This is a genomic window from Lacisediminimonas profundi, from assembly GCF_008831265.1.
GTDB classification, from domain to species: domain Bacteria; phylum Pseudomonadota; class Gammaproteobacteria; order Burkholderiales; family Burkholderiaceae_D; genus Lacisediminimonas; species Lacisediminimonas profundi.
This window is the reverse complement of the sequence record NZ_VTTH01000002.1, coordinates 859,179-882,793: the sequence shown is the minus strand read 5'-3', so window position 1 is coordinate 882,793 and position 23,615 is coordinate 859,179. Positions and strand designations below refer to the sequence as shown.

22 protein-coding genes are annotated in these 23,615 nt (G+C 63.1%); 15 read left to right on the top strand and 7 right to left on the bottom strand.

Annotated elements, in window-relative coordinates; all coding sequences use genetic code 11:
- The first annotated feature begins 3 nt into the window (after positions 1 to 3).
- The 13 genes from FVE66_RS09760 (at position 4) to FVE66_RS09705 (ending at position 14,520) form a co-directional block, all read left to right on the top strand.
- The gene (locus FVE66_RS09760; RefSeq protein ID WP_151447175.1) at positions 4 to 1,182 is read left to right on the top strand and encodes an acetyl-CoA C-acyltransferase; all 1,179 of its coding nucleotides are present in this window, start codon (positions 4 to 6) and stop codon (positions 1,180 to 1,182) included.
- Positions 1,183 to 1,200: 18 nt separating this feature from the next.
- Positions 1,201 to 3,015 (top strand): acyl-CoA dehydrogenase, encoded by a 1,815-nt coding sequence (locus FVE66_RS09755; protein ID WP_151447174.1) that lies wholly within the window; start codon positions 1,201 to 1,203, stop codon positions 3,013 to 3,015.
- A 28-nt stretch (positions 3,016 to 3,043) separates the two neighbouring features.
- Positions 3,044 to 3,829 carry an SDR family oxidoreductase gene (locus tag FVE66_RS09750; protein WP_151447173.1) on the top strand — a complete coding sequence of 262 codons (786 nt, stop codon included), beginning with the start codon at positions 3,044 to 3,046 and terminating at the stop codon, positions 3,827 to 3,829.
- A 44-nt stretch (positions 3,830 to 3,873) separates the two neighbouring features.
- Positions 3,874 to 4,341, top strand: a complete 468-nt coding sequence (locus FVE66_RS09745) for a PaaI family thioesterase (protein WP_241673115.1) — start codon at positions 3,874 to 3,876, stop codon at positions 4,339 to 4,341.
- Positions 4,342 to 4,438: 97 nt separating this feature from the next.
- On the top strand, positions 4,439 to 5,437 hold the full coding sequence (locus tag FVE66_RS09740) for an NADP-dependent oxidoreductase (protein ID WP_151447172.1): 999 nt from the start codon (positions 4,439 to 4,441) through the stop codon (positions 5,435 to 5,437).
- Between the two features lie 156 nt (positions 5,438 to 5,593).
- A complete protein-coding gene (locus tag FVE66_RS09735; RefSeq protein ID WP_151447171.1) occupies positions 5,594 to 6,499 on the top strand; it encodes an SDR family oxidoreductase in 906 nt (301 codons plus the stop codon).
- A gap of 20 nt (positions 6,500 to 6,519) precedes the next feature.
- Entirely contained in the window at positions 6,520 to 7,419 is a 900-nt protein-coding gene (locus FVE66_RS09730; RefSeq protein ID WP_151447170.1) for an alpha/beta fold hydrolase, read from the top strand.
- A gap of 154 nt (positions 7,420 to 7,573) precedes the next feature.
- Complete coding sequence (locus FVE66_RS09725) at positions 7,574 to 8,869, top strand: nuclear transport factor 2 family protein (protein WP_151447169.1); 1,296 nt, start codon at positions 7,574 to 7,576, stop codon at positions 8,867 to 8,869.
- Positions 8,836 to 10,149 (top strand): L,D-transpeptidase family protein, encoded by a 1,314-nt coding sequence (locus tag FVE66_RS09720; RefSeq protein ID WP_241673114.1) that lies wholly within the window; start codon positions 8,836 to 8,838, stop codon positions 10,147 to 10,149. Before FVE66_RS09725 ends, FVE66_RS09720 begins: the two co-directional genes overlap by 34 nt.
- Before the next feature lie 67 nt (positions 10,150 to 10,216).
- Positions 10,217 to 10,654, top strand: coding sequence for an acyl-CoA thioesterase (locus FVE66_RS20345; RefSeq protein WP_194164371.1), 438 nt, complete (start codon positions 10,217 to 10,219; stop codon positions 10,652 to 10,654).
- Positions 10,633 to 11,070, top strand: a complete 438-nt coding sequence (locus FVE66_RS20340; RefSeq protein ID WP_194164370.1) for a GNAT family N-acetyltransferase — start codon at positions 10,633 to 10,635, stop codon at positions 11,068 to 11,070. The genes FVE66_RS20345 and FVE66_RS20340 overlap by 22 nt, the downstream gene beginning before the upstream one ends.
- Before the next feature lie 372 nt (positions 11,071 to 11,442).
- The gene (locus tag FVE66_RS09710) at positions 11,443 to 13,761 is read left to right on the top strand and encodes an ATP-dependent DNA helicase (RefSeq protein ID WP_241673112.1); all 2,319 of its coding nucleotides are present in this window, start codon (positions 11,443 to 11,445) and stop codon (positions 13,759 to 13,761) included.
- 168 nt (positions 13,762 to 13,929) lie between these two features.
- Positions 13,930 to 14,520, top strand: coding sequence for an NnrU family protein (locus FVE66_RS09705; RefSeq protein WP_151447168.1), 591 nt, complete (start codon positions 13,930 to 13,932; stop codon positions 14,518 to 14,520).
- Positions 14,521 to 14,650: 130 nt separating this feature from the next.
- On the opposite strand, the gene FVE66_RS09700 is transcribed toward FVE66_RS09705, so the two are convergent.
- Both FVE66_RS09700 and FVE66_RS09695 read right to left on the bottom strand, forming a co-directional pair.
- The gene (locus tag FVE66_RS09700; protein ID WP_151447167.1) at positions 14,651 to 15,148 is read right to left on the bottom strand and encodes an ArsI/CadI family heavy metal resistance metalloenzyme; all 498 of its coding nucleotides are present in this window, start codon (positions 15,146 to 15,148) and stop codon (positions 14,651 to 14,653) included.
- Entirely contained in the window at positions 15,145 to 15,483 is a 339-nt protein-coding gene (locus FVE66_RS09695) for an ArsR/SmtB family transcription factor (RefSeq protein WP_151447166.1), read from the bottom strand. Before FVE66_RS09695 ends, FVE66_RS09700 begins: the two co-directional genes overlap by 4 nt.
- Positions 15,484 to 15,703: 220 nt before the next feature.
- On the opposite strand from FVE66_RS09695, the gene FVE66_RS09690 reads away from it, so the two are divergent.
- Positions 15,704 to 16,099: a VOC family protein gene (locus tag FVE66_RS09690; protein ID WP_151447165.1), complete on the top strand. Its 396-nt coding sequence runs from the start codon at positions 15,704 to 15,706 to the stop codon at positions 16,097 to 16,099.
- 36 nt (positions 16,100 to 16,135) lie between these two features.
- A complete protein-coding gene (locus FVE66_RS09685; RefSeq protein WP_151447164.1) occupies positions 16,136 to 16,636 on the top strand; it encodes a VOC family protein in 501 nt (166 codons plus the stop codon).
- A 60-nt stretch (positions 16,637 to 16,696) separates the two neighbouring features.
- Here FVE66_RS09685 and FVE66_RS09680 read toward each other — a convergent pair whose 3' ends face one another.
- From FVE66_RS09680 to FVE66_RS09660, 5 genes are all read right to left on the bottom strand, one after another.
- Positions 16,697 to 18,742 (bottom strand): TRAP transporter permease, encoded by a 2,046-nt coding sequence (locus FVE66_RS09680; RefSeq protein ID WP_151447163.1) that lies wholly within the window; start codon positions 18,740 to 18,742, stop codon positions 16,697 to 16,699.
- Positions 18,743 to 18,824: 82 nt separating this feature from the next.
- The gene (locus tag FVE66_RS09675) at positions 18,825 to 19,784 is read right to left on the bottom strand and encodes a TAXI family TRAP transporter solute-binding subunit (RefSeq protein ID WP_151447162.1); all 960 of its coding nucleotides are present in this window, start codon (positions 19,782 to 19,784) and stop codon (positions 18,825 to 18,827) included.
- Positions 19,785 to 20,072: 288 nt separating this feature from the next.
- The gene (locus tag FVE66_RS09670) at positions 20,073 to 21,011 is read right to left on the bottom strand and encodes a 3-hydroxyacyl-CoA dehydrogenase family protein (protein ID WP_277753158.1); all 939 of its coding nucleotides are present in this window, start codon (positions 21,009 to 21,011) and stop codon (positions 20,073 to 20,075) included.
- A gap of 10 nt (positions 21,012 to 21,021) precedes the next feature.
- A complete protein-coding gene (locus tag FVE66_RS09665; protein WP_151447161.1) occupies positions 21,022 to 21,942 on the bottom strand; it encodes a dihydrodipicolinate synthase family protein in 921 nt (306 codons plus the stop codon).
- Between the two features lie 116 nt (positions 21,943 to 22,058).
- Entirely contained in the window at positions 22,059 to 23,606 is a 1,548-nt protein-coding gene (locus FVE66_RS09660; protein ID WP_151447160.1) for a UxaA family hydrolase, read from the bottom strand.
- Between the last annotated feature and the right edge of the window lie 9 nt (positions 23,607 to 23,615).

The following is a 23,615-nucleotide window of genomic DNA, read 5'->3' as shown; positions in this document are numbered from 1 at the left end:
CTCATGACTGACGCCGTCATCGTATCCACTGCCCGCACCGGACTGGCAAAGTCCTGGAAAGGCGCTTTCAACATGACGCACGGCGCCACGCTGGGCGGTCATGTACTGCAGGCCGCGATCGAGCGCGCCAGGATCGAGCCGGGCGAAGTGGAAGACGTGCTGGTCGGCTGCGCCACCCCCGAAGGCGCCACCGGCAGCAACATTGGCCGCCAGATCGCCCTGCGTGGCGGCTGCCCGGTGACGACGGCTGGCATTACCATCAACCGTTTCTGCTCGTCGGGGCTGCAGACCATCGCGACGGCTGCCCAGCGCATCATCGCCGGCGAGGGCGAGATTTACGCAGCCGGCGGCGTCGAATCGATTTCCTGCGTGCAGAACGAAGCCAATCGCCACATGATCGTCGAGACCTGGCTGAAAGAGCACAAGCCGGCGGTGTACTGGCCAATGTTGCAGACCGCCGAGACGGTCGCCAGCCGCTACAAGATCGGCCGCGAGCGCCAGGATGAATATGGCGTGCAGAGCCAGCAGCGCGCCGCCGCGGCACAGGCGGCCGGCAAGTTCGACCAGGAGATCGTGCCGATGACGACCGTGATGGGCGTCGCCGACCGCGACACCGGCATGATCGTGACGCGCGAAGTCACGATCCGCGCCGATGAAGGCATCCGCGCCGACACCACTTATGAAGCCGTGTCCAAGATTCGCCCGGCAGTGCCAGGCGGCGTTATCGCTGCCGGCAACGCCAGCCAGTTTTCCGACGGCGCTTCGATGGCCATCGTCATGAGCGACAAGATGGCTGCACAAAAAGGCCTGCAACCGCTGGGCGTGTTCCGCGGCTTTGCGGTCGCCGGCTGCGAGCCGGACGAAATGGGCATCGGCCCCGTGTTCGCCATTCCGAAGTTGCTCAAGCGTGCCGGCCTGAAGGTCGAGGACATCGGCCTGTGGGAACTGAACGAAGCCTTCGCGGTGCAGGTCCTGTATTGCGCCGACAAGCTCGGTATCCCGATGGACCGCCTGAACGTCAACGGCGGCGCGATTGCGGTCGGCCATCCTTATGGCGTGTCGGGCGCGCGCCTGACCGGCCATGCGCTGATCGAAGGCAAGCGCCGCGGCGCGAAGTATGTGGTCGTGACCATGTGCATAGGCGGCGGCCAGGGCGCTGCCGGATTGTTCGAGGTACTTTGAGCGACGGAGCCGGCACCTGTGCAATCAAAAATCCTGTCAAGGCGCGACCTTGAATTCCTGTTGTATGAATGGCTGGATGCGCAAGCGCTGACCCGGCGCCAGCGCTTTGCCGAGCACAGCCGCGAAACCTTCGATGCGGCAATCGACACCTGCGAGCAGATCGCGACCGAGCTGTTCGCGCCGCATAACAAGAAGAGCGACCAGAACGAGCCGCATTTCGACGGCGAGCGCGTACACATCATCCCGGAAGTGAAGGCGGCGCTGGATGCGTTCTCGGCGGCCGGTTTGCTGGCGGCCGGGCATGATTTCGACCAGGGCGGCATGCAATTGCCCTGCCTGGTCGAGAAGGCGGCATTTGCCTACTTCAAGGCGGCCAATGTCGGCACCGCAGCCTATCCGTTCCTGACCATCGGCAATGCCAACACGCTGCTCAAATGCGGCACGCCGGAACAGATCGGCATGTTCGTCAAGCCGATGCTGGAAGGGCGCTACTTTGGCACCATGTGCCTGTCCGAACCGCAGGCCGGCTCCAGCCTGTCGGACATCACGACCCGGGCCGAGCCGCAAGCGGACGGCAGCTACCGGCTGACCGGCAACAAGATGTGGATCTCTGCCGGCGAGCACGAGCTGTCGGAAAATATCATTCATCTGGTGCTGGCCAAAGTGCCGGGGCCGGACGGCAAGCCGATCCCGGGTGTGAAGGGGATTTCGCTGTTCATCGTGCCGAAATTCCTGGTGCAGCCTGACGGTAGCCTGGGCGAACGCAACGACGTGGTGCTGGCCGGACTGAACCACAAGATGGGCTACCGCGGCACCACCAACTGCCTGCTGAATTTCGGCGAAGGAAAGTTCCGTCCGGGGGGCAGTGCCGGCGCAGTCGGTTATCTGGTGGGCGAGGTGCACCGCGGACTGGCCAACATGTTCCATATGATGAACGAGGCGCGCATTGGCGTCGGCCTGGGTGCGGTGGCGCTCGGCTACACCGGATACCTGCATGCGCTCGACTATGCGCGCAACCGGCCGCAAGGCCGGCACCCGCTGAACAAGGATCCGTCGCAGCCGCAATTGAAGATCATCGAACACACCGACGTCAAGCGCATGCTGCTGGCACAGAAGACCTATGTCGAAGGCGGCATGGCGCTGTGCCTGTATTGCGCGCGGCTGGTGGACGAGCAGCGCACGGCAGCCGATGACGCGGCGCGCCAGCGCGCCGGCTTGCTGCTCGACATCCTTACGCCGATCGCCAAATCCTGGCCCAGCCAGTGGTGCCTGGAGGCCAACAACCTGGCGATACAGGTGCATGGCGGCTACGGCTACACCCGTGAATACAATGTCGAGCAGTTCTATCGCGACAACCGGCTCAACCCGATCCACGAAGGCACGCACGGCATACACGGGCTGGACCTGCTCGGACGCAAGGTGGTGATGCAGGACGGCGCCGCATTGAAGGCGCTCGGCGAGCAGATTCAAGCCACCATCCAGTGTTCGCAGGCGGCGCCGGAGTTGGCCGGCTACGGACAGGCGCTGCGGACAGCGCTGCAGCGCGTGGCGAAGGCGACCGGCGCGCTGCATGCGGCGGGCGACACGAACAAGACGCTGGCCAACGCCTCGCTCTACCTCGAAGCTTTCGGTCACGTCGTGCTGGCGTGGATCTGGCTGGAGCAGGCGCTGGCCGCGCACAAGGGCAGCCTGCCCGATGCCGATTTCTATCGTGGCAAGATGCAGGCAAACGCGTATTTTTACCGGTGGGAATTGCCGAAGGTGCACCAGCAGCTGGATCTGCTGGAGAGCATCGACACCACTGCGCTGGACATGCAGGACGCCTGGTTCTGACGGGCGACTGGAAAATCAAGGAGACAAGATGCGTAAGGTAAGTGAATTGTTCGACCTGGCCGGCAAGACCGCGCTGGTCACCGGCGGTTCGCGCGGCCTCGGCTTGCAGATTGCCGAGGCGCTCGGCGAGCAGGGCGCGAAACTCGTGCTGGTTGCGCGCAAGCAGGGCGAACTGGATGAGGCGGTGGCGCACCTGAAGGCGCGCGGCATCGAGGCCAGCGCCATCGCTGCCGACCTGCAGCAACCGGCCAGCGTCGCGCCATTGGTGGACGAGGCGATGAAGCGCCTCGGTCATATCGACATCCTGGTCAACAACGCCGGCGCCAGTTGGGGCGCGCCGGCGGAAGACATGCCGCTGGCGGCATGGGACAAGGTGATGAACCTCAACGTGCGCAGCATCTTCCTGATGTCGCAGGCGGTGGGCAGGGCATCAATGATCCCGCGCAAGTACGGGCGCATCATCAACATCGCCTCGATCGCCGGCCTGTCCGGCAACGGCCCGTTCTCGATGCAGACGATCGGCTACAACACGTCCAAGGGCGCGGTGGTCAACTTCACCCGCACGCTGGCCGGCGAGTGGGGCAAGTACGGCATCACGGTCAATGCGATCGCCCCCGGCTTTTTTCCGTCGAAGATGACCACCGGCATACTGGACGAGCTCGGCACCGCGAACATCCGCAACAAGGCTCCCTTGCTGCGCATAGGCGATGATGAGGACCTGAAAGGCACGGCCGTGCTGTTCGCGTCGGATGCATGCAAGCACATAACCGGCCAGATCCTGGCCGTGGATGGCGGCGTATCGGCGGTGCACTGATTGGTGCTTCTGTAATGATTACCCCTGTAACGAATGATTCTGGAATGAATGATCCTGTAATGAATGCGCCAGTACTGACAACACCCGTATTGACGGACTTTCCGGTCCAGATTCCCTTCCTGCGTGACATCGGGGCAGAATTCTCCCGCATGGAAAACGGCGAATCCGAGATCACGCTGTTGCTCGGTGAACGCCACACCAACAGCTGGCAGGTCGCGCATGGCGGGGTCGTGATGACCTTGCTCGATGTCGTGATGTCGATGGCGGCGCGTTCGCTCGATCCGGAATCGACCGGCGCCATCACCATCGACATGAATACCAGCTTCATGCAGCCGGCCGGCAGCCCCGGCAAGCGCATCATGGCCCGTGGCAAGGTGACGTATCGCGCCAGGAGCATGTCGTTCTGCGAAGGTGAGGTCTGGGATGGCGACAAGCTCTCGGCCCGCGCTACGGGAACCTTCAAGCTGATCCGGCGCCTGGCGGCTGCAAAGAAGCTGGAGCACCGTGACTGAAGCAGCAGGGCGCCCGGCCGTAGCAGGGGCCGGTGCCGGCTGAGTGTTATTTTTTTCCTCCCTGCTGCCGCGGCAGGATTGAACCAGGAGTTTGTCAATGTCGACCTACCAGCAGATCGTGCTGGCCTCGCGCCCGCAAGGCCATGTCTCACCCGGCAATTTCCGCCTGGAGCGGGTGCCGGTTCCCGTCCTGCAGAACGGGCAGATTCTGGTGCGCAATCACTACCTCTCGCTCGACCCCTACATGCGCATGCGGATGGAGGACACCAAGAGCTACGCCGCGCCCCAGGAACTGAATGCGGTGATGATCGGCGGCACCGTGGGCGAAGTGGTCGAATCGAAGAACCCGCGCTACAAGCCCGGCGATTTCGTGGGCGGCGGCTTTGGCTGGAGCGAAATGGGCGTGTCCGACGGCGTCGGCTTGCGCCGTCTGGACACCAGCCGTATTCCATTGTCCGCCTACCTCGGGGCGGCTGGCATGCCGGGCATGACTGCATGGTACGGATTGAACCAGGTGATCGCGCCCAAGGCGGGCGAGACGATCGTGGTGTCGGCCGCAAGTGGCGCCGTCGGCAGCGTGGTCGGCCAATTGGCCAAACTGCACGGATGCCGGGCGGTGGGCATTGCCGGCGGACCGGAGAAATGCAATTACGTCGTCAATGAACTTGGCTTCGATGCCTGCGTCGATTACAAGGCCGGGAACCTGGCCGATGACCTGAAGGCGGCCACGCCGGATGGCATCGACGGCCTGTACGAAAACGTCGGCGGCGAAGGATTCGACGCATGCCTGGCGCGCATGAATCCGTTCGGACGGATTGCGCTTTGTGGGCTGATCGCAGCTTATGAAGACGAACCGACGGTGCTGAAGAACGTGCGCATGCTGCTGACGATGCGGCTGACCCTGCGCGGCTTCATCATTTCCGAACACATGGAGTTCTGGCCGCAGGGTCTGGCGGAGCTGACCGGCTTGCTGGCGGACGGCAAGCTGAAGTACCGCGAGTCGATTTCCCAGGGATTGCGCTCGGCGCCGGAAGCCCTGATCGGACTGTTGCATGGCAAGAATTTCGGCAAGCAGCTGGTTCGCCTGATCGACTGACAGGACTGGTACCAGCGGCACTACAGGCATCGCAGGCACTGCAGCACCGTAGCACGACTGGCACCACCGGCACCACCGGCACCACCGGCACCACCGGCAAGACGCGGCAGTCATGGCCGCCAGCGGCGAGTGCACATATGGGGACAAGGAGACGGGATGGAACGATTCAAGGGACGGGTAGCGGTCATCACCGGCGCGGCCAGCGGCTTCGGCCGCGAGTTCGCCCGCATCGGCGCCCAGCTGGAAATGAAGCTGGTGCTGGCCGATGTGCAGCAGGACGCACTGGAACAGACCCGTGCCGAGCTGGAAGGGCAGGGCGCGCAAGTGCTCGCCATGCACTGCGACGTGCGGCATGCCGATCAGGTGCAGGCGCTGGCCGATGCCTGCATGCAGCGCTTCGGCGCGGTCCATCTGGTGTTCAATAATGCCGGTGTCGGTTCCGCCGGGCTGGTGTGGGAAAACACCCAGGCCGACTGGGAATGGGTGCTTGGCGTAAACCTGTGGGGCGTGATCCACGGCGTGCGGATTTTTACCCGGCTGATGCTGGATTGCGCGACCCGCGACTCCAGCTACGAAGGCCACATCGTCAATACCGCATCGATGGCCGGCCTGCTCAATCCGCCGACCATGGGCGTCTACAACGTCTCCAAGCATGCCGTGGTCTCGCTGTCCGAATCGCTGTACCACGACCTGAAACTGGTCGATGCACCGATCGGGGCATCGGTGCTGTGCCCGTATTTCGTTCCGACCGGGATCAGCCAGGGGGAGCGCAACCGTCCGGATGAATTGAAAAACGCAGGTGTACCCACCGCCAGCCAGCGCGCGTCGCAGGCGATGCTGGACAAGGCCGTCGTATCGGGCAAGGTGAGCGCCGCCGAAGTCGCGCAGAAGACATTCGATGCCATCCGCAACGGCCAGTTCTACATCTATTCGCATCCGAAAGCGCTGGGCGAGGTGCAAAGGCGGATGGAGGATATCGTTGCGCAGCGCAATCCCGGCGACCCTTACGAAGCGGTGCCGCATGTGGGCGCGGCGCTGAAGCAGAAGCTGAAAGCGGACTGAGCCGGCAGGGAGATCAGGTCATGCCCGCAGAGATCGTCGAAAACCAGTTCGCTTCACTTTCCAACGGCACGCGCTTGCACTACGCCAGCGCCGGACAGCCGGGCCGGCCGCTGATCCTGTTCCTGCATGGCTTCCCTGAATTCTGGTACGAGTGGCAGGCGCAACTGGCCGAATTCGGCCAGGACTGGCATGCTGTCGCGCCCGACCTGCGCGGCTTCAACCTGTCGGACCAGCCCGCGGATGTCTCGGCCTATCGTGCCCGCCACATCGTCGAGGACTTGCGATTGCTGATCGGGCATCTGGGATATCAGCAGTGCGTGCTGGTCGCGCACGACTGGGGCGGGGCGATTGCCTGGAACATGGCGATCGCCTTGCCGCAGATGCTGAAGCGCCTGGTCATCATCAATGCCCCGAATCCCTGGCTGTTTGCGCAAGCGCTGGTCCACGATCCGCTGCAGCAGCAGGCCAGCGCCTACATGAACTGGCTGCGCCAGCCGGGCGCCGAGGAGGCGCTCGCAAAGGATGCTTACCAGCGCATGGAGAGCCTGTTCGTCGGCATGGGGCAGCGGTCCGCGCCCTGGTTCGCGGGCGAGGCCCGGGCCCGTTATCTCGAAAGCTGGTCGAAGGGGCTCACCGGCGCCCTGAACTATTACCGCGCTTCGCCCATGTATCCGCCGACCGAGGCCGATCCGGGGCCGGCGCGACTGCAGTTGAACCCGGAGGATTTCCGGGTGCGGGTGCCGACGCTGGTGATATGGGGCGAGAGTGATGTTGCTTTGCCCAGCAACTTGCTGGACGGACTCGATACGCTGGTGGACGATCTTGAGGTCGCGCGCATCCCCGAGGGATCGCATTGGGTGGTGCATGAGCAGCCCGAGCGGATCAATCGGCTGATCCGGGGCTTTACTGCGAGCTCGTAGCGGCAGGGGTGGCAGGGGGAGTGGCTGAAGGCGGCTGAAGGCGTTGGTGTTCCGACCATCATCCACCCCGGAATTTCCTGCATTTTGTCTCCCGGTCCCACTGAACCCGCCGGCGGCCGGTGTACCATACGGTTTTTCCGCGCTTCAATACGACATGTCTATTCGCCATCGTCCCGCCGTGCGTAGCCTGGGGCGGCGCTTCCATGCCACTGTTGCAGCCGCAGGCCTGGTCGCCATGATCCTGGCGGCACCAGTGCACGCCGATGAATTCGCCGACATTTCCAGGCTGATGCAGGGCGCTCAATATGCGCCAGCCCTGGCCAAGGCAGATGCCTGGCTGGCCCAGAAGCCGCGCGACCCGCAGATGCGCTTCACCAAGGGCGTGATCCTGACCGAGATGAACCGGACGCAGGATGCCATCGCCGTGTTCACCCGCCTGAGCGAGGATTATCCGAACCTGCCTGAGCCGTACAACAACCTGGCCGTGCTGTATGCCGGCCAGGGTCAGTTTGAAAAGGCCCGGGCTGCGCTGGACAAGGCAATCCGTACCAACCCGTCCTATGCCACCGCCTACGAGAACCTGGGCGACGTGCATGCCAGGCTTGCCAGCCAGGCGTATGACAAGGCGCTGCAGATCGACTCCGGCAACGCCGGCACGAAATCCAAGCTGACCCTGGTGCGCAGCATGACGGCCGGAGTCCAGCCTCCGGTCCGGCTTGCCGACAACACGCCGGTACAGAAGGCACTGCCGGCGCCGCCGGCGGCTGCCGTCGCGGCCAGGCCGGCCACGCCAGCGCCGCCAGCGATGCCAGCGCAAGCACCGGTTCGTCCTCCGGTCGTGGCAGCTCCTGCACCGTCCCGTCCCGCTGTCGTGGCAGCGGCTCCAGTTGCTCCTGCCGCACCGCCTCAAACGGCCTTGCCGCCGGCCGTCCGGCAAAAGGCGCCGGAAGTGAAAGTCGCTGCTGCTGCTGCTGCTGCTGCTGTGGCTGCTGCTGCGGCTCCGGCCAAGGCCGCAGTACCGGCACCAGTGGCCATGCCGCCGCTGGCCAAGGCCGATCCTGCACCCGAACCCAAGGCGAAGCAGCAGAAAACGTCACGGGCCGAAGTTGTCGAGCGCGACGCCGTGCTGGCAGCGGTCGGCGGCTGGGCCAAGGCCTGGAGCGCGCGGGACGTCAAGGGCTACCTGAATCATTACGCAGCCGATTTCGATACACCGGGCAACCAGTCGCGCAAGGCGTGGGCGGATGATCGCCAGGCGCGGATCGTCGGCAAGGGCCGCATCAGCGTGCGGGTCGAGTCGCCGCAGGTCACCGTCCAGAACGATCGCGCCACGGTCAAATTCCGCCAGGTGTACACATCCGATCGCCTTAGCGCAAACAGCCGCAAGACGCTGGTGCTGGTCAAGCAGCGCGGTAAATGGGTGATCCAGAAGGAAACTACGGGAAGCTGATGCCTGCAGTAATGTTCCACCGGATCTTCCCTCTTGCGCGTTCCGCCTTCCTGTGCGGCATGCTGGCGCTGTTCCCGCACGGCGGGGCAATGGCGGCGCCGTCACCCTCGTCATCGCCCAAGGCGGCAGGCCTGCCGCCGCCGGCGCAGGCGGCCCAGTCCGCACAGTCCGCGCAGCCGGACCCGGACTCCTTGCTGATCGGGGTCTACAAGGATCTTGGTGCCAACAATCTGCGCGGCGCACAGCAGAAGGTCGATGCGCTGCTGGCCGCTTATCCGAATTTTCAGCTCGCTCACCTGATACGCGGCGACCTGCTGCTGATGCACACGCAACCGGTCAAGGCCTTCGGCGCCGTGCAGGGCGCGTCCGCCGAGCGCCTCCAGAACCTGCGGCACGAGGCAATGAGCAGGATGCGCGCGCTGCGCGAACGGCCGGATCCGAAGCTGGTTCCCGGTGTGCTGTTGCAGATGCGCCCGGACCAGCGCTTCGCCTTTGTCGTGGACGCCCGCCGTTCGCGGCTCTATGTCTACGAAAACCGCGATGGCTATCCGCAGTTCGTGACCGATTACTACATCAGCCAGGGCAAGCTGGGCGTCAACAAGGTGCGCGAAGGCGACCAGAAGACTCCCCTCGGCGTGTATTACGTCACCAGCCGGCTGGAGCGGCAGCGGCTGCCTGATTTCTATGGGTCTGGCGCGCTGCCCATCAGTTATCCGAATGAGTGGGACCGCCTGCACGGGCGTAGCGGGTCCGGCATCTGGTTGCACGGCACGCCATCGGACAGCTTCAGCCGGGCGCCCTTGTCCTCCGACGGTTGCGTGGTGCTGACCAATCCGGACCTGATCCGGCTGTCGCAGACGGCCGAGGTCGGCAAGACGCCGGTCGTGATCGCCGACGAGATTCGCTTCGTGTCCCGCGCCAGGCTCGACCACGACCGCGCACTGGCCAATTCGCTGACTGAAAGCTGGCGCCGCGACTTCGAAAGCCGCAGCCCGCAACGACTGCGGGCGCATTACTCGCGTAGCTTCCGGGCCGAGCAGGGCAACCTGGACAGCTGGCTGGATCGACAGGGGAAATGGATGTCCACGGTACGCAGCGCCAAGCTGTCGATGCGTGATGTCAGCTACTTCCTCTATCCGGGCGCGGGCGACCTGCTGGTTGCCACTTTTACCCATGATGCCGGGCAGAACGGCAAGAACCTGCAGTCGCAGCGCATGCGCCAGTACTGGGCGCGTGAAGGTGCCGTGTGGCGCATCGTGGCCGAGACTGCGTGGCAATAGCTGGCGGCTCGCTGGCAGCCCGCCGGCAGCGTCCGCGATCACTGAAAAAAAACGACAGGAGACACCGATGGCCAAGGCCGATTTCGCTTTCTTCCATACGCTGCGCGTGCGCTGGGCCGAAGTCGACATGCAAGCGATTGTTTTCAACGGCCATTACCTGACTTACTTCGATGTCGGTTTCACCGAATACTGGCGAGCGACCGGCTTGCCGACCGTGGTGGAGCAGGCTGGATCGGGGCAGGAACTGTTTGCCCGCAAGGCGACCATCGAGTATCACGACTCGGCCCGTTTCGATGACATGCTCGACATCGGCGTGCGCTGCGCCGGCTTTGGCCGTTCCTCGATGCGCCTGGTCCTGGAAATCTACCGTGGCGAGCAGCATCTGATTTCCGGCGAGTTGTTCTATGTGTATGCCGATGTCAAGGCGAGGAAGGGCGTGCCGGTTCCGGAGCACTGGCGCGCGGTAATCAGCGCTTTCGAAAAATGCCCGCCATCAGCCCTGTAACTATCGATATCGGCACCTGGGAACGGCAGCGCGACGCGGCGGTGCCGCTGCGGCATGCCGTGTTCGTGGACGAACAGAAGGTGCCGCTTGAACTGGAGCTCGACGAGATGGATGCTGTTGCCGAGCATGCGGTGGCCTGGATCGGAACGCGCGCAGTGGGTACTGCACGGCTGTTGCCTGACGGCCAGCTCGGACGGATGGCGGTGGATGCGGCGTTTCGCGGGCGTGGTGTCGGCGCGGCGCTGTTGCAGGCGCTGATCGAGCGGGCGCGCCGGCGCGGCGATCGTGTGCTGCGCCTGCATGCGCAGCTGCATGCGCGGGGCTTTTATGCCCGTTACGGATTCGTGGAGGAGGGGGACGTGTTCGACGATGCGGGGATAGACCACGTCGGGATGTCCCTCGACCTGGATTGCTGAAAGCGGCAAGGCAGGCAAGAAAATAGGCGCGGGCCGCTGGGACTTGGGGAAGGAAGCGACCCGCTGACCATTCGAGCCGACCAGAAAGCACGAATGGCTGCGCACAGCATAGTGCGGCTGCAGCAGGAAGGAAGAAGGGTTAATACGGCATCGGGGTTCGGGATCTTTTTGTCCGGTTATCAATCCATGCGTTCGCGTGTTTCGCGTATTTCCTGTATTTCGCCTGCTGTTCATCGTTCATCTTCCATCTTCCACCTGCTTCCCGAAAACCGTGGATCCGCGCTCCCGATGCCATTGCCTGTCGCCGCACCTGTATAGTGATGCCGTTCCCTTTGCTTTCATTCTTCCCGCACTGCGCCGGTCTGGCGTCCCATGTTTCCTTCGATGCCTGTGCCGTCTGTTTCCGATAGTGCTGCCGCCTGTTCCGTTGCGGTGCGCACCTTGTGCGATTTCACTGCCCGCCAGGGCGACCTCGACCTGCGCTTCACTCCGGCACCGTCCGCGCTCGAGGGCATGCTCGGGCACGCCGCCGTGCGTGCCCGCCGCGGCGCGCTGTACCAGAGCGAAATCTCGTTGTCCGGGCAGTACCGCTCGCTGACCGTGCGCGGACGCGCGGATGGCTACGATCCGCAGCGCAATCAGCTGGAAGAAATCAAGACCCATCGCAGCGACCTCGATCGCCTGCCGGATAACCAGCGCCAGCTGCACTGGGCGCAGGCGCGGGTGTATGGCTGGCTGCTGTGCGAGAAGCTGGGATTGACTGAAATCCGCATCGCGCTGGTCTATTTCAACATCGTCAGCCAGAAGGAAACCGTGCTGCTGGAACTGCATTCGGCGCACAGCCTGCGGGCCGCATTCGAAGACCAGTGCCAGCGTTATCTCTATTGGGCCGGTCAGGAGTCGGCGCATCGCGCTGCGCGGGACCGGGCGCTGGCCGCGCTAGACTTTCCGCATGACGGGTTCCGCCCCGGGCAGCGCCTGCTGGCGGAAGCGGTCTACAAGGCAGCAGTCAGCCGCCGCCCGCTGCTGGCCCAGGCGCCGACCGGAATCGGCAAGACCATCGGCACCATCTTCCCCATGCTCAAGGCGATGCCGGGCCAGCAGATCGACAAGCTGTTCTGCCTGTCGGCCAAGACCTCGGGACGCGCGCTCGCGCTGGACTCATTGCAGCGGGTCAAGCTGCATGCGGCCGGATTGCCGCTGCGTGTGCTGGAGCTGGTCGCCCGCGACAAGGCTTGCGAGCATCCGGACAAGGCCTGCCATGGCGAGTCCTGCCCGCTGGCGCGTGGCTTCTATGACCGCCTGCCAGCGGCGCGCCGGGATGCCGCAGCCGCCGGCGACATGACGCAGGCGTCACTGCGCGAGATCGCCCGTACGCATGAAATATGTCCGTATTACCTGGGCCAGGAAATGGCGCTCTGGAGCGATGCGGTGGTTGGCGACTACAACTATTTTTTCGATCTCCACGCCATGCTGCACGCCATGACCCTGAACGCCGACTGGCGGGTCGGCGTGCTGGTCGACGAAGCCCACAACCTGGTGGAGCGGGGACGGAAGATGTACAGCGCCGAACTCGATCCCGTCGGATTCCGGATGGCCAGGCGCGAGGCGCCGCCGGCGGTGAAAAAGACACTGGACCGGGTCGCGCGGCAATGGTCGCAACTCAGCCGCGAGTCAGTGGAGGATTATGCGGTGCGCAACCTTCCCGACAAGTTGCTGCTGGCATTGCAGCAGGCGGTCTCGGTCATCACCGATTTGCTCGGTGAGCAGCCGGCGGCATTGGGCGCGGAGCTGCAGCGTTTTTATTTCGATGCGATGCATTTCACCCGCGTTGCCGATTTTTTTGACGATCATTCGCTGTTCGACGTGAGCAGGCAGCCGGCCGCGCGGCAAGAGCGGTCCGTGCTCTGCATACGCAATCTCGTTCCTGCGCCGTTCCTGCGCGCCCGGCTGGAAGCGGCCCACGCATCGGTATTGTTTTCTGCCACGCTGTCGCCGTGGCATTTCTACGCCGACATGCTGGGCCTGCCTGATTGCGCGGCATGGGTGGACATACCGCCCGCGTTCAGGCCGGAGCAGCTGCAGGTGCGCATCGTGTCGGACGTGTCGACCCGTTACGCAGATCGCGATGCATCGCTGGCGCCGATTGCGAGGCTGATCGGCCAGCAGTTTGCGCGCGTGCCGGGGAACTACCTGGCGTTTTTCAGCAGCTTCGACTACCTGCAGAATGCGCTCGCCGCATTTCGTGAGCAGTATCCGGATATCCCTGTGTGGGAGCAGTCGCGCAAGATGGATGAGACGGCACGCGCCAGATTCCTTGCGCGCTTCGAACCCGAGGGAAGCGGGGTCGGCTTCGCGGTACTTGGCGGCGTATTTGCAGAGGGGGTCGACCTGCCCGGCAAGCGGCTGGTGGGCGCCTTCATCGCCACGCTCGGGCTGCCACAAGTGAATCCGGTGAACGAGCAGATCGCTGCGCGCATGCACCAGAAGTTCGGTGCCGGATACGATTACACCTACTTCTTTCCCGGCCTGCAGAAAGTGGTGCAGGCGGCCGGGCGGGTGATCCGCTCCGAAACCGACAGCGGCGTGCTGTACCTGATCGACGACCGCTATGCCAGGCCTGATGCGCGGGCGCTGTACCCGCCATGGTGGCAGCCGCGCATCATCCGCTCGACAGAACGGGAAACCTAGGGCGGCGTCGCGCCCTGGCCGTCCAGGAAATGCAGCGCAAGCACGGCGCGGATAGTGCAAGCCGCAGCCGCTCGCTATCGCTGCAGCGCGCGTGTATGCTGCTGCAGTCCGGCCCATGCGGCATCGGTGGGCTGGCCGATCACATCATGACCACCTGAAGGGGAAGCAATGTCCATCCTGATTCTCGGCCTGGTAATTTTCCTGGGCGTGCACTCGGTCCGCATTTTTGCCGACGACTGGCGGACAGCGCAGCGTCAGCGTATCGGCGCCTTGGCCTGGAAGGGCGCCTACTCGCTGTTGTCATTGCTAGGCTTTGGCCTCGTCATCTGGGGTTTCGGCATCGCGCGCGCGGATCCTGTGGTGCTATGGGTGCCGCCGGTATTCATGCGCCATCTGGCGTCGCTGTTGACCCTGGTCTCGTTCATCCTGCTTGCCGCAGCCTACGTGCCGCGCAACGGCATCAGGGCGCGCCTGCACCATCCGATGACGCTCGCGGTGAAGGTATGGGCGCTTGCGCATCTACTGGCCAATGGCCGGCTTGCGAGTGTGGTCTTGTTCGGTGCATTCCTGGTGTGGGCGATGTTGCTGTATCGGGCAGCGCGGCAGCGGGACCGGAAGGCGGGGACTGTCTATCCTGCGGGGACGCTGGCCGGAACGGCTGTCACGGTTGTGGTCGGGCTTGTTGCCTGGGCGGGGTTTGCGATGTGGCTGCACCGGGTCCTGATTGGGGTTGCGCCGTTCGGGGCCGTCGCCGGGTGATCGTTGGCTTGATCGTGACTTGTTGCGTAGACCGACGCACCCAAAGAATACTCCCTCCCCTTGAAAGGGAGGGAGGGAGCGTTCATGGGGCGCGTCGGGCAACGCCATGTCCGCACCCAGTTCGAATTACTCAGCAGCAGTTCCCCGCCTTGGACTTGTCAGCCGCGGGTGCGCAGCAACTGGAGTCGGCCGACAGCCTGATGCGCGGCTTTGCAGCGGGGACGCAGCAGGCTGTGGCCGTGGCTTTTTCCGGCTCCCCGAACACCGGGATGGTATCCAGCGTGTGGTAGGTTTCCCAAGCAATGCCGGAGGGGTCGTTGACCCAGTATTTGTCGGACTTCGCATAGCAGCAGGCGGTGTCGGCTTCCAGTTGCACATCCGGCTGCAGCGACTGCAGGCGCGACTCCATTTGCGCCAGCTCTTCCGCCGATTCGACCTGGATGCCGAGATGGTTCAGGCCAACTTCGGCGCCGCGCCGGGAAATGGCGAAATTCACGCGCGGGTCTTCAAGCATCCATTTTGCGTAGTCGGACTTCACCACGGTGGGTTCGGCAGCGAACATGCCGCTGTAGAACTTGATGCTGGCGGCGAGGTCGTCGACCGAGACGTGTACGTGCAGGCGTTTCATGATGAGGCTCCTTCAGTGGAACAGATCGGGCTACAAACCGGTGTGCAGGGATTGCCGCCGCAGCAGTTTTCGGTCAGGAAGCCGATCAGCTCGTTCATGGCGGAAAAACTGGCAACGTAGACGATGGAACGGCCGCTGCGCGTGGCGGAGACCAGTCCGGCGTGCGACAGCTCTTTCAGATGGAAGGACAGCGATGACGGACTGATGTCCAGCCATTCGCTGAGTTGCGACGGCACGGCGCCACCGGGACCAGCCTGCACCAGCCGGCGGAATACCCGCAGGCGGGATTCCTGGGCGAGGGCGGCAAGGGCCGTAATTGCGTTTGAGGTATCCATAAACACAGTCTAGATGAATCCGTCATTTAATTCAATGATTTTTGAATTATAAAAATGAATCCGGGTGCGCAATCGACGCTTGATCTGGCTCAAAGCCTCGACGCCGAGCTGAAATCTCGTGCGTCAATTGGCCCCGTCCTCGAACCGCGCCGTGTAATAGGAGGTCTTACGCGATTCACGCCTGGTATTCAGGCAAGCCTGTCGACAACGGAGGTGATAAATGGATCCAGTGGTTCACTTTGAAATGCCCTACGACGCGCGCGATCGCATCGCGAAGTTCTACCAGGATGCGTTCGGCTGGCAGATACAGATGCTGGGCCCGGAGATGGGTAACTACGTGATCGCGATGACGGCCGAGTCAACCCCGGCTGGGCCGCCAATCAAGCCTGGTTCGATCAATGGCGGATTCTATGCCCGCAACCCCGACTGGCCGGCTCAGCATCCTTCCGTGGTGATCGCGGTGGAAGACATCCATGCCGCCATGGAGAAGGTAAGGGCGGCTGGTGGCGAAGTGTTGGGCCAGCCGATGGAAATACCCGGAGTCGGGCAGTATGTGTCCTTTCAAGACAGCGAAATGAATCGGGTCAGCATGCTGCAGCCAATCACGCGCAGCTGAGATTCGCCATCCGCTGGCATCCATCAGGAGCCGATCATGCAACTCCATCCCAAAATCACCCCTTGCCTCTGGTTCGACGACCAGGCCGAGGAGGCGGCGAAGTTCTATACCGCAATTTTTCCCGATTCGCGAATCACGCAGGTGTCTCATTACACCGAGGCCGGCCATGAGGTGCACGGCCAGCCGGCGGGGAAGGTGATGGTGGCGGCATTTGAATTAGGGGGCCAGCCGTTCACGGCGTTGAACGGCGGTCCGGTGTTCCGATTCAACGAAGCGATTTCCTTCCAGATAATGTGCGAGTCGCAGCAGGAAGTGGACCACTATTGGGACCGGCTGTCAGAGGGCGGCGATGACAATGCGCAGCAGTGCGGCTGGCTCAAGGACAGGTACGGCGTGTCGTGGCAGGTGGTTCCGCGGGTGCTAATGGACATGATGGCCGATCCGGATCCGGCCAAGTCGGGACGGACCATGCAGGCCATGCTGAAGATGAAGAAGCTGGAGATAGACCCGCTGGCAAAAGCGTACGCTGGCGCCTGAGGCAGGCAAAAAAACGCCGGCTTGGGCCGGCGTTTCGAAGGCTTTCTGACGGCCAGGGCGCTAGGTTTTCGCCTGGCGCGCGCTGCTGTTGATCCGCTTGTTGCGGACCACCTGGATCGATACCGCCACGACCACGAGTCCGAAGCCAATCACGTCGGCAATCGGGGACGGGTAGACCAGCGCAAATCCGGCCACGATCAGCATCAGGCGTTCGACGAGCGTGGTCTTGACCAGCATCCATCCCTGGAAGCCGGCGGCCAGCGCCGCGACGCCGACGGCGGCAGTGAAGGCAACCTCGCCAATCGACCACCAGTTGGCGGTGGCCAGCGCCTTGGTCGATCCCATCAGCAGCAGGCCCAGTCCGCTTGGATCGAGCACGAACATGAATGGAACCAGGAAGGCCGGGATGGTGTACTTCCAGCATTGCAGGGTCGTCTTGTACGGGTCGCCTCCGGTAATTGCGGCGGCGGCGAACGGCGACAGGGCCGTCGGTGGCGACACCTCGGACAGCACGGCGTAGTAGAAGATGAACATGTGCGCGGCAAAGTCGGGCACGCCGAGCTTGATCAGCGCCGGGGCGGCGATGACTGCGCAGATGATGTAGGACGCCGTCACCGGCACCGCCAGGCCGACGATCCAGACCACCAGCGATGTGAAGATGGCAGTCAGCAGCAGGTTGCCGCCGGCGTAGTCGATCACGATGCCGGAGAACTTCAGGCCCAGGCCGGTGAGCGTGACCACGCCCACGATCAGGCCGGCGCCGGCGCAGGTGGCGGCGACGTTCAGCACGCCGACCGAGCCGCCTTCCAGTGCCTTGACCAGCTTGGATTGCGCCAGGCCTTTCAGGATGCCTTTTTCGCGCAGTTCGGACGGCGAGATCAGGGTGGTGTCAGCGCGCAGGAAACTGGTCAGCAGCGACACCAGCGTCGCCCAGAACACCGACAGCACCGGCGAGAAGCCCCACATCATGAAGACGACGATCGAGATCAGCGAAAGGAAGTGGAACCAGTATTTCCGCGCCAGCCCCCAGACCGATTCGACCTTGTCGAATGCCACTTCGTGCATGCCGTACTTGCGGGCGTCGATTTCGACCATCAGGAACAGCGCGAGGTAGAACAGGCAGGTCGGGATGACAGCCATCAGCAGCACATCCAGATAGGAAATTTTCAGGAATTCCGCGATCAGGAACGCAGCTGCGCCGAGCACCGGCGGCGAGATGATGGCACCCAGGCCGCCGGCAGAAAGCAGGCCGCCAGCGGCATTGCGTTCGTAGCCGACCTTGGCCAGCATCGGCCACGCGACCGAACCCAGCGTCACCGTGGTGGCAACGCCCGAACCGGACGGACCGCCGAGCAGGAACGAGGCCAGCACCACGGTGCGGCCGGCACCGGTCGGCTTGCCGCCCATGGCGGAGAACGAGAAGTCGATGTAGAACTTGCCCGCATTGGAGTATTGCAGGAAGGCGCCGAATATCGTGAACAGGATGATCAGCGACGAGGAGACGTCCACTGCGGTGCCGAAAATGCCTTCAAGCGTCATGTACATCTGGCCGACCAGGCGACCGACTTCGTAGCCCTTGTGGGTCCATGGCTGCGGCAGGTAGGCGCCGAGCAATGCGTACAGCAGGAAACAGGTGGTCACCAGCGGCATGATCCAGCCGTTGGTGCGCCGCATCGCTTCCATGATCAGGATGATCAGCGCCACGCCGAACACGATGTCCAGCATGTCGGGCGAGGTGTTGCGGTCGAAGATGTCGTCGCCGCCCATGATCAGGTAGACGACGGCCGCGACCGAGACCAGGGCCGCAATCCAGTCCCACCACATGATGCGATGACGGTAGCGCTTGGAAATCGGGAACATCAGGAAAGTCAGGAACAGTACGAACGCAACGTGCACCGGACGCAGTGTCTGCGTCGGCACGATGTCGTAGGCCGCATACAGGTGGAACAGCGACATCACCACGGCGCCGAATACCAGGAACGCTCCCAGCCAGCCGCCCAGCTTGTTGGCTGCGCCTTCTTCCGCTTCAATAAATTCTTCTGCCTTCTTCAGCGCTTCATCGCTGATCAGGCCGTCCCTGTCGTTAACCTGGGCCAGTTCACTCATATTGTCTCTTCCTGATGCCGGGGGCGTGGTGCCCCTCAAATCAAAACCCCGCCGGGGAGGCGGGGTTGTCTGCGGGGTGAGGTCAGTTGACCTTGATACCCTTTTCTGCGAAGTACTTCACTGCGCCCGGATGGTAAGGGATGGGCGAGGCGCTGGCCTTCTGGTTCTCCAGCTTGAAGTTCTCTGCTTCCTTGTGAACCGCGACGATGTCGGCTTTCTTGTCGAACACGGCTTTCACGATGTTGTAGGCGGTCTTGTCGTCCATGCTTTCATGCGCGACCAGGATGTTCATCACGGTAGCCTGCTTGTTGTCGGCATCCATGCCTTTGTACATGGTTTTCGGGATCGCATCTTCGACGTACAGGTTGCCGTACTTCTTGTTCATGGCCGCGACGACTTCGGTATGGTCGATCATCTTGATCTTGGTGCCTGGCGTATTGGCCAGGTCGGTCACCGCTGCTGTCGGCAGGCCGCCGACCCAGAAGAAGGCGTCGATCTTGTTGTCCTTGATCGCGTTCACGGATTCGGCTGCGCCCAGGCGCTCGCGCTTGACGTCCTTGTCCTTGTCGAGGTGGGCAGCTTCGAGGATGCGGAAGGCCATCACTTCGGTGGCGCTGCCTGGCGAGCCGGTCGAGATGCGTTTGCCTTTCAGGTCGGCCAGCTTGGCGATGCCGCGGCCTTCAGTGGTCACCAGGTGCATGCGGTTGGGGTAGAGCACCATCAGCGTGCGCAACGCGACCTTGCGGCCCTTGAACTTGTCTTCGCCCTTGAACGCGTCCTGCGCTGCATCGGCCATGGTGAAGCCGATATAGGGTTTGCCGGAACCGACCAGCTTCAGGTTGTCGACCGAACCGCCGGTGACTTCCGCCGTGGCCTGCATGCCTGGCACGTGTTTCGACAGCACGGCCGCCATGCCGCCGCCCATCGGGTAATAGACGCCGCCGGTACCACCGGTAGCAACCGAAATGTTCTGGGCGAAGGCTGTGGCGCCAACGCCGAGTCCTACCAGCAGCGCAACTGCGCGCGTAATGCGACCAATCATTGTGTCTCTCCTTTGGATGGATTCAATTTGAATCAGTTTTTTCAGCTTGGAAACGGCTACAGCCGGGTGGACTGCGCCACCCTTTGTTTTTTGTCCAGCGATTATAGATCACTGGAATGCATGCCAACTACTGTGTTTCTACTAGGGGATTGTACCTAGCTGGTACATTCGTCCGCTAGTTCGTTTATTGGACCGCGCCCATTCGATCGTGGGCGTTCATCGGTCCGTTTTTTCTTATTGGTCCCCTCTTTCCCCTCTTTCCCCTCTTTCCCCTCTGTTCCCTCTATCTCATTGGTCCGGTTCTTCATCGCGAAGGATCTGCATCGCCTTGGCAAGTGCGACCTCGTAGCGCGCCTGCTCACGGGCAATCGATGCGTCGTCCCACTGATAAAAGCCCTTCTTGCTGGGCGACTTGACGCCGTAATCGCCGTTGGCGACCAGGTTTTTCATCACCGGACTGGGTTCGGTATTGTTGGCCAGGGCGGGGTAGATCGACGCTGCCGCCGCACAATGGATGTCGATCCCGGCCAGGTCCTTCTGCAGCAGCGGGCCCGCTGCAATGTAGCGGAATCCGAAGCCGTAGCGCACTGCGGTGTCGACGTCCTCCGGACTGGCGAAGCCTTCGTCGACCAAGGCAATCGCTTCCCGCATCAGCGCATGCTGGATGCGGTTGGCCAGGAAGCCCGGCACGTCCTTTTTTACCTGCACCGGCTTCTTGCGCACCGCGCGCATGATGTCGCTGACTGCCTGCGCGACTGCCTCGTCCGACTGTTCGCTGCGGATCACTTCCACCGCCGGCACCAGATGCGCCGGCATGAAGAAGTGCAGCCCCAGCATGCGATTGCGGGTCTTGCAGTTGGCTGCGATCAGGCTGATCGGAATGCCGGAAGAATTGCTGGTGAGGGGCACGCCGGCGGGAGCGAATTTCTCCAGCTCCTCGAACACCGCCTGCTTGACCGGCAGCTTCTCCGGCGCGCACTCGATGACAATGCGCACCGCGCTCCAGTCGATATCCGCGATGGAGGCCAGTGCCGTGACGCCGCCGCCCGCGCGGAAAATCCCGGTCGCCGCGGCCGCGGCAGGCACGCTTTCCTTCAATTGCGCGCGCACCGGCGCGCCCGGTTCGACCACCTGGGTCGCCCATCCAGCCGCGTAAAAAATTCCGGCCACGTCACGGCCCATGGTGCCGCCGCCAATGATGACGGCGCAATCCTGCTGTTGTGCCAAACTGCTCTCCTTACTTCAGGCCGGGCATCGTGAAACCGATGCCGTCCAGCGCCTGTACCAGGCCACTGCTTTGTTCCTCGGTCAGCTTCACCAGCGGCGGCCGTACGGTTGCCCAGCCGGCGTCGCCGGAAAAATGGGCAATGGCGGCCTTCAGTGCCGGGATCATCGGGAATTTGGAATAGGTCTGGCGTACCAGGTTGATTTTTTCCTGCTGCGCATCGGCGTCGCTGTTCTGCCATTCACGCGCGAGTTTCGCGATCGGGCCCGGATTGGCATTGCCCATCGCCGTGATGCAACCGGCGCCGCCCGCGCGCAGCGTGGCCAACAGGAAGCTTTCGCTGCCGGCAAACACGTCGAAACCCTGCGGCTGGAAGCGTTCCAGCATGGCGCTGGTGTTGCTCCAGTCACCGGAGCTGTCCTTGACGCCGGCGATCGTGCCCGGATAGGCCTTCAGCAGGCGCTCGATCAGCGGCAGCGTGATCGGCACGTTGGACACCGGGGGGATGTGATACACGTAAATCCGCAGGCGGCTGTCGCCGACGCGCTGGATCACTTCCGAATAGCTGGCGAACAGGCCGTCGTCCGACACGCCCTTGTAGTAGAAGGGGGGCAGCATCAGCACGCCGCCGGCTCCGATCTTCATCGCGTGGCGGGTCAGTTCGACGGTGTCGGTGATCGAGCAGCAACCGGTGCCGGGCATCATGCGCTGGCCGGGAATGCCGGCATCAGCCAGCGCATTCATCAGTTCGATTTTTTCGCCGACCGACAGCGAATTTGCTTCCGAATTGGTGCCGAACACAGCCAGGCCAACGTCCTGGCTAAGCAGCCACTTGCAGATGCTGACCAGTTTCGCAGCATCGGGCGAAAGGTCGGCCTTGAACGGTGTGACGACCGGGGACAAAACGCCGGTCATGCGGGTCGATGTATTCATGTCTTTCCTTTTTTCCTTGATTCGCTTTTTTCGTCGTGTTCTTGGTCGTGCTCGTAGTCATGTTGCGCAAACGCCGGCACGTAGCTCGCGTGGGTGCAGCTTCCCCGGACGCCAGATCAGCTCATGATGCCGATCTGCCAGGGCACGAATTCATGATCGCCCAGTCCCAGCAGTTCGCTTTTCGACTCGCGTCCGGATGCCGTTTCCAGCAGCAGCTCAAAAATGCGCTGTCCCATTTCTCCGATCGAGCAGGTGCCGTCCAGTATTTCGCCGCAGTTGATGTCCATGTCTTCTTCCAGCCGCAGGAACATCGGGGTATTGGTCGCCAGCTTGACCGATGGCACCGGCTTGGCGCCGAACATCGAGCCGCGTCCGGTGGTGAAACCAATCAGGTTGGCGCCGCCGGCGATCTGGCCGGTGGCCGAAACCGGATCGTAGCCCGGCGTGTCCATGAACACAAAGCCTTTCGCCGTCACCGGCTCGGCGTAGCGATAGACTTCCATCAGCGCAGTAGTGCCGCCCTTCATGGAGGAGCCGAGGGATTTTTCGAGGATGTTGGCCAGCCCCCCTTCGTGGTTGCCGGGGCTGACGCGGCCGTTGATCTGCACGTCGCGGCCGGGCGAGTACTCCTCTTTCCACCAGCGGATGCGTTCCACCAGCTTTTCGCCGACTTCGCGCGATACCGCGCGCCGGGTCAGGGTGTGCTCGACGCCGTAGATCTCCGGTGTCTCTGACAGGATCGCAGTGCCGCCATGACGCACCAGGATATCCATCGCCGCGCCCAGTGCCGGGTTGGCGGTGATCGACGAAAAACCGTCTGATCCGCCGCATTGCAGGCCGACACACAGGTGGCTGGCCGACACCGTCTCGCGCTTGACGTCGTTGGCGATCGGCAGCAATTCCTTGATGGCGGCCACGCCGGCTTCAATGGTCTTGCGGGTGCCGCCGGTGTCCTGCATCACGAAGGTGCGCAGCAGGGGGCCGGCTTGTAGCTTCTCGTCGGTCATGACGCCAGCCAGCTGGTTGCGCTCGCAGCCGAGGCCGACGATCAGCACTGCCGCCAGGTTGGCATGGCGGGCATAGCCGGCAATGGTCCGGCGCAACAGCGCCATCGGTTCGCCGGTCATTTCCATGCCGCAGCCAAGGCCATGGGCGAAGGCGACCACGCCGTCCACATTCGGGTATTCGGCCAGCCTTTCCTCGGTAAACCATTCGGCGATCTTCTTGACCGCGGTAGCCGAGCAATTCACGGTCGACAGGATGCCGATGTAGTTGCGGGTGGCCACCCGGCCGTCCTTGCGCACGATGCCCTGGAAGGTGGCGCGCTCTGATTCAGGAAGCAGGTCGACCGGCACGTACTCGCTGGAATGGGCGTAATCGCGCTGGAATTCACGGAACTCGGTGTTGTGGCTGTGCACCATGCTGCCGGCCGGAATGTCGCTCGATGCAAAACCGATCACCACGTTGTACTTGCGGATCGGCTCGTCCTTGCGGATGGCCCGCGTGGCGATCTTGTAGCCGGCCTGTACCTGGCTGCGGGTGACGATATTCTCGGACGGCACTGACACGCCGATCGGCACGTCGACGCGGGCCACCACGACGTTGTCCGCAGGATGCAGGCGAATTACCGGGCCGATGAAGCGCTTCTGGGAGGTTTCGATCATGGTGGGATT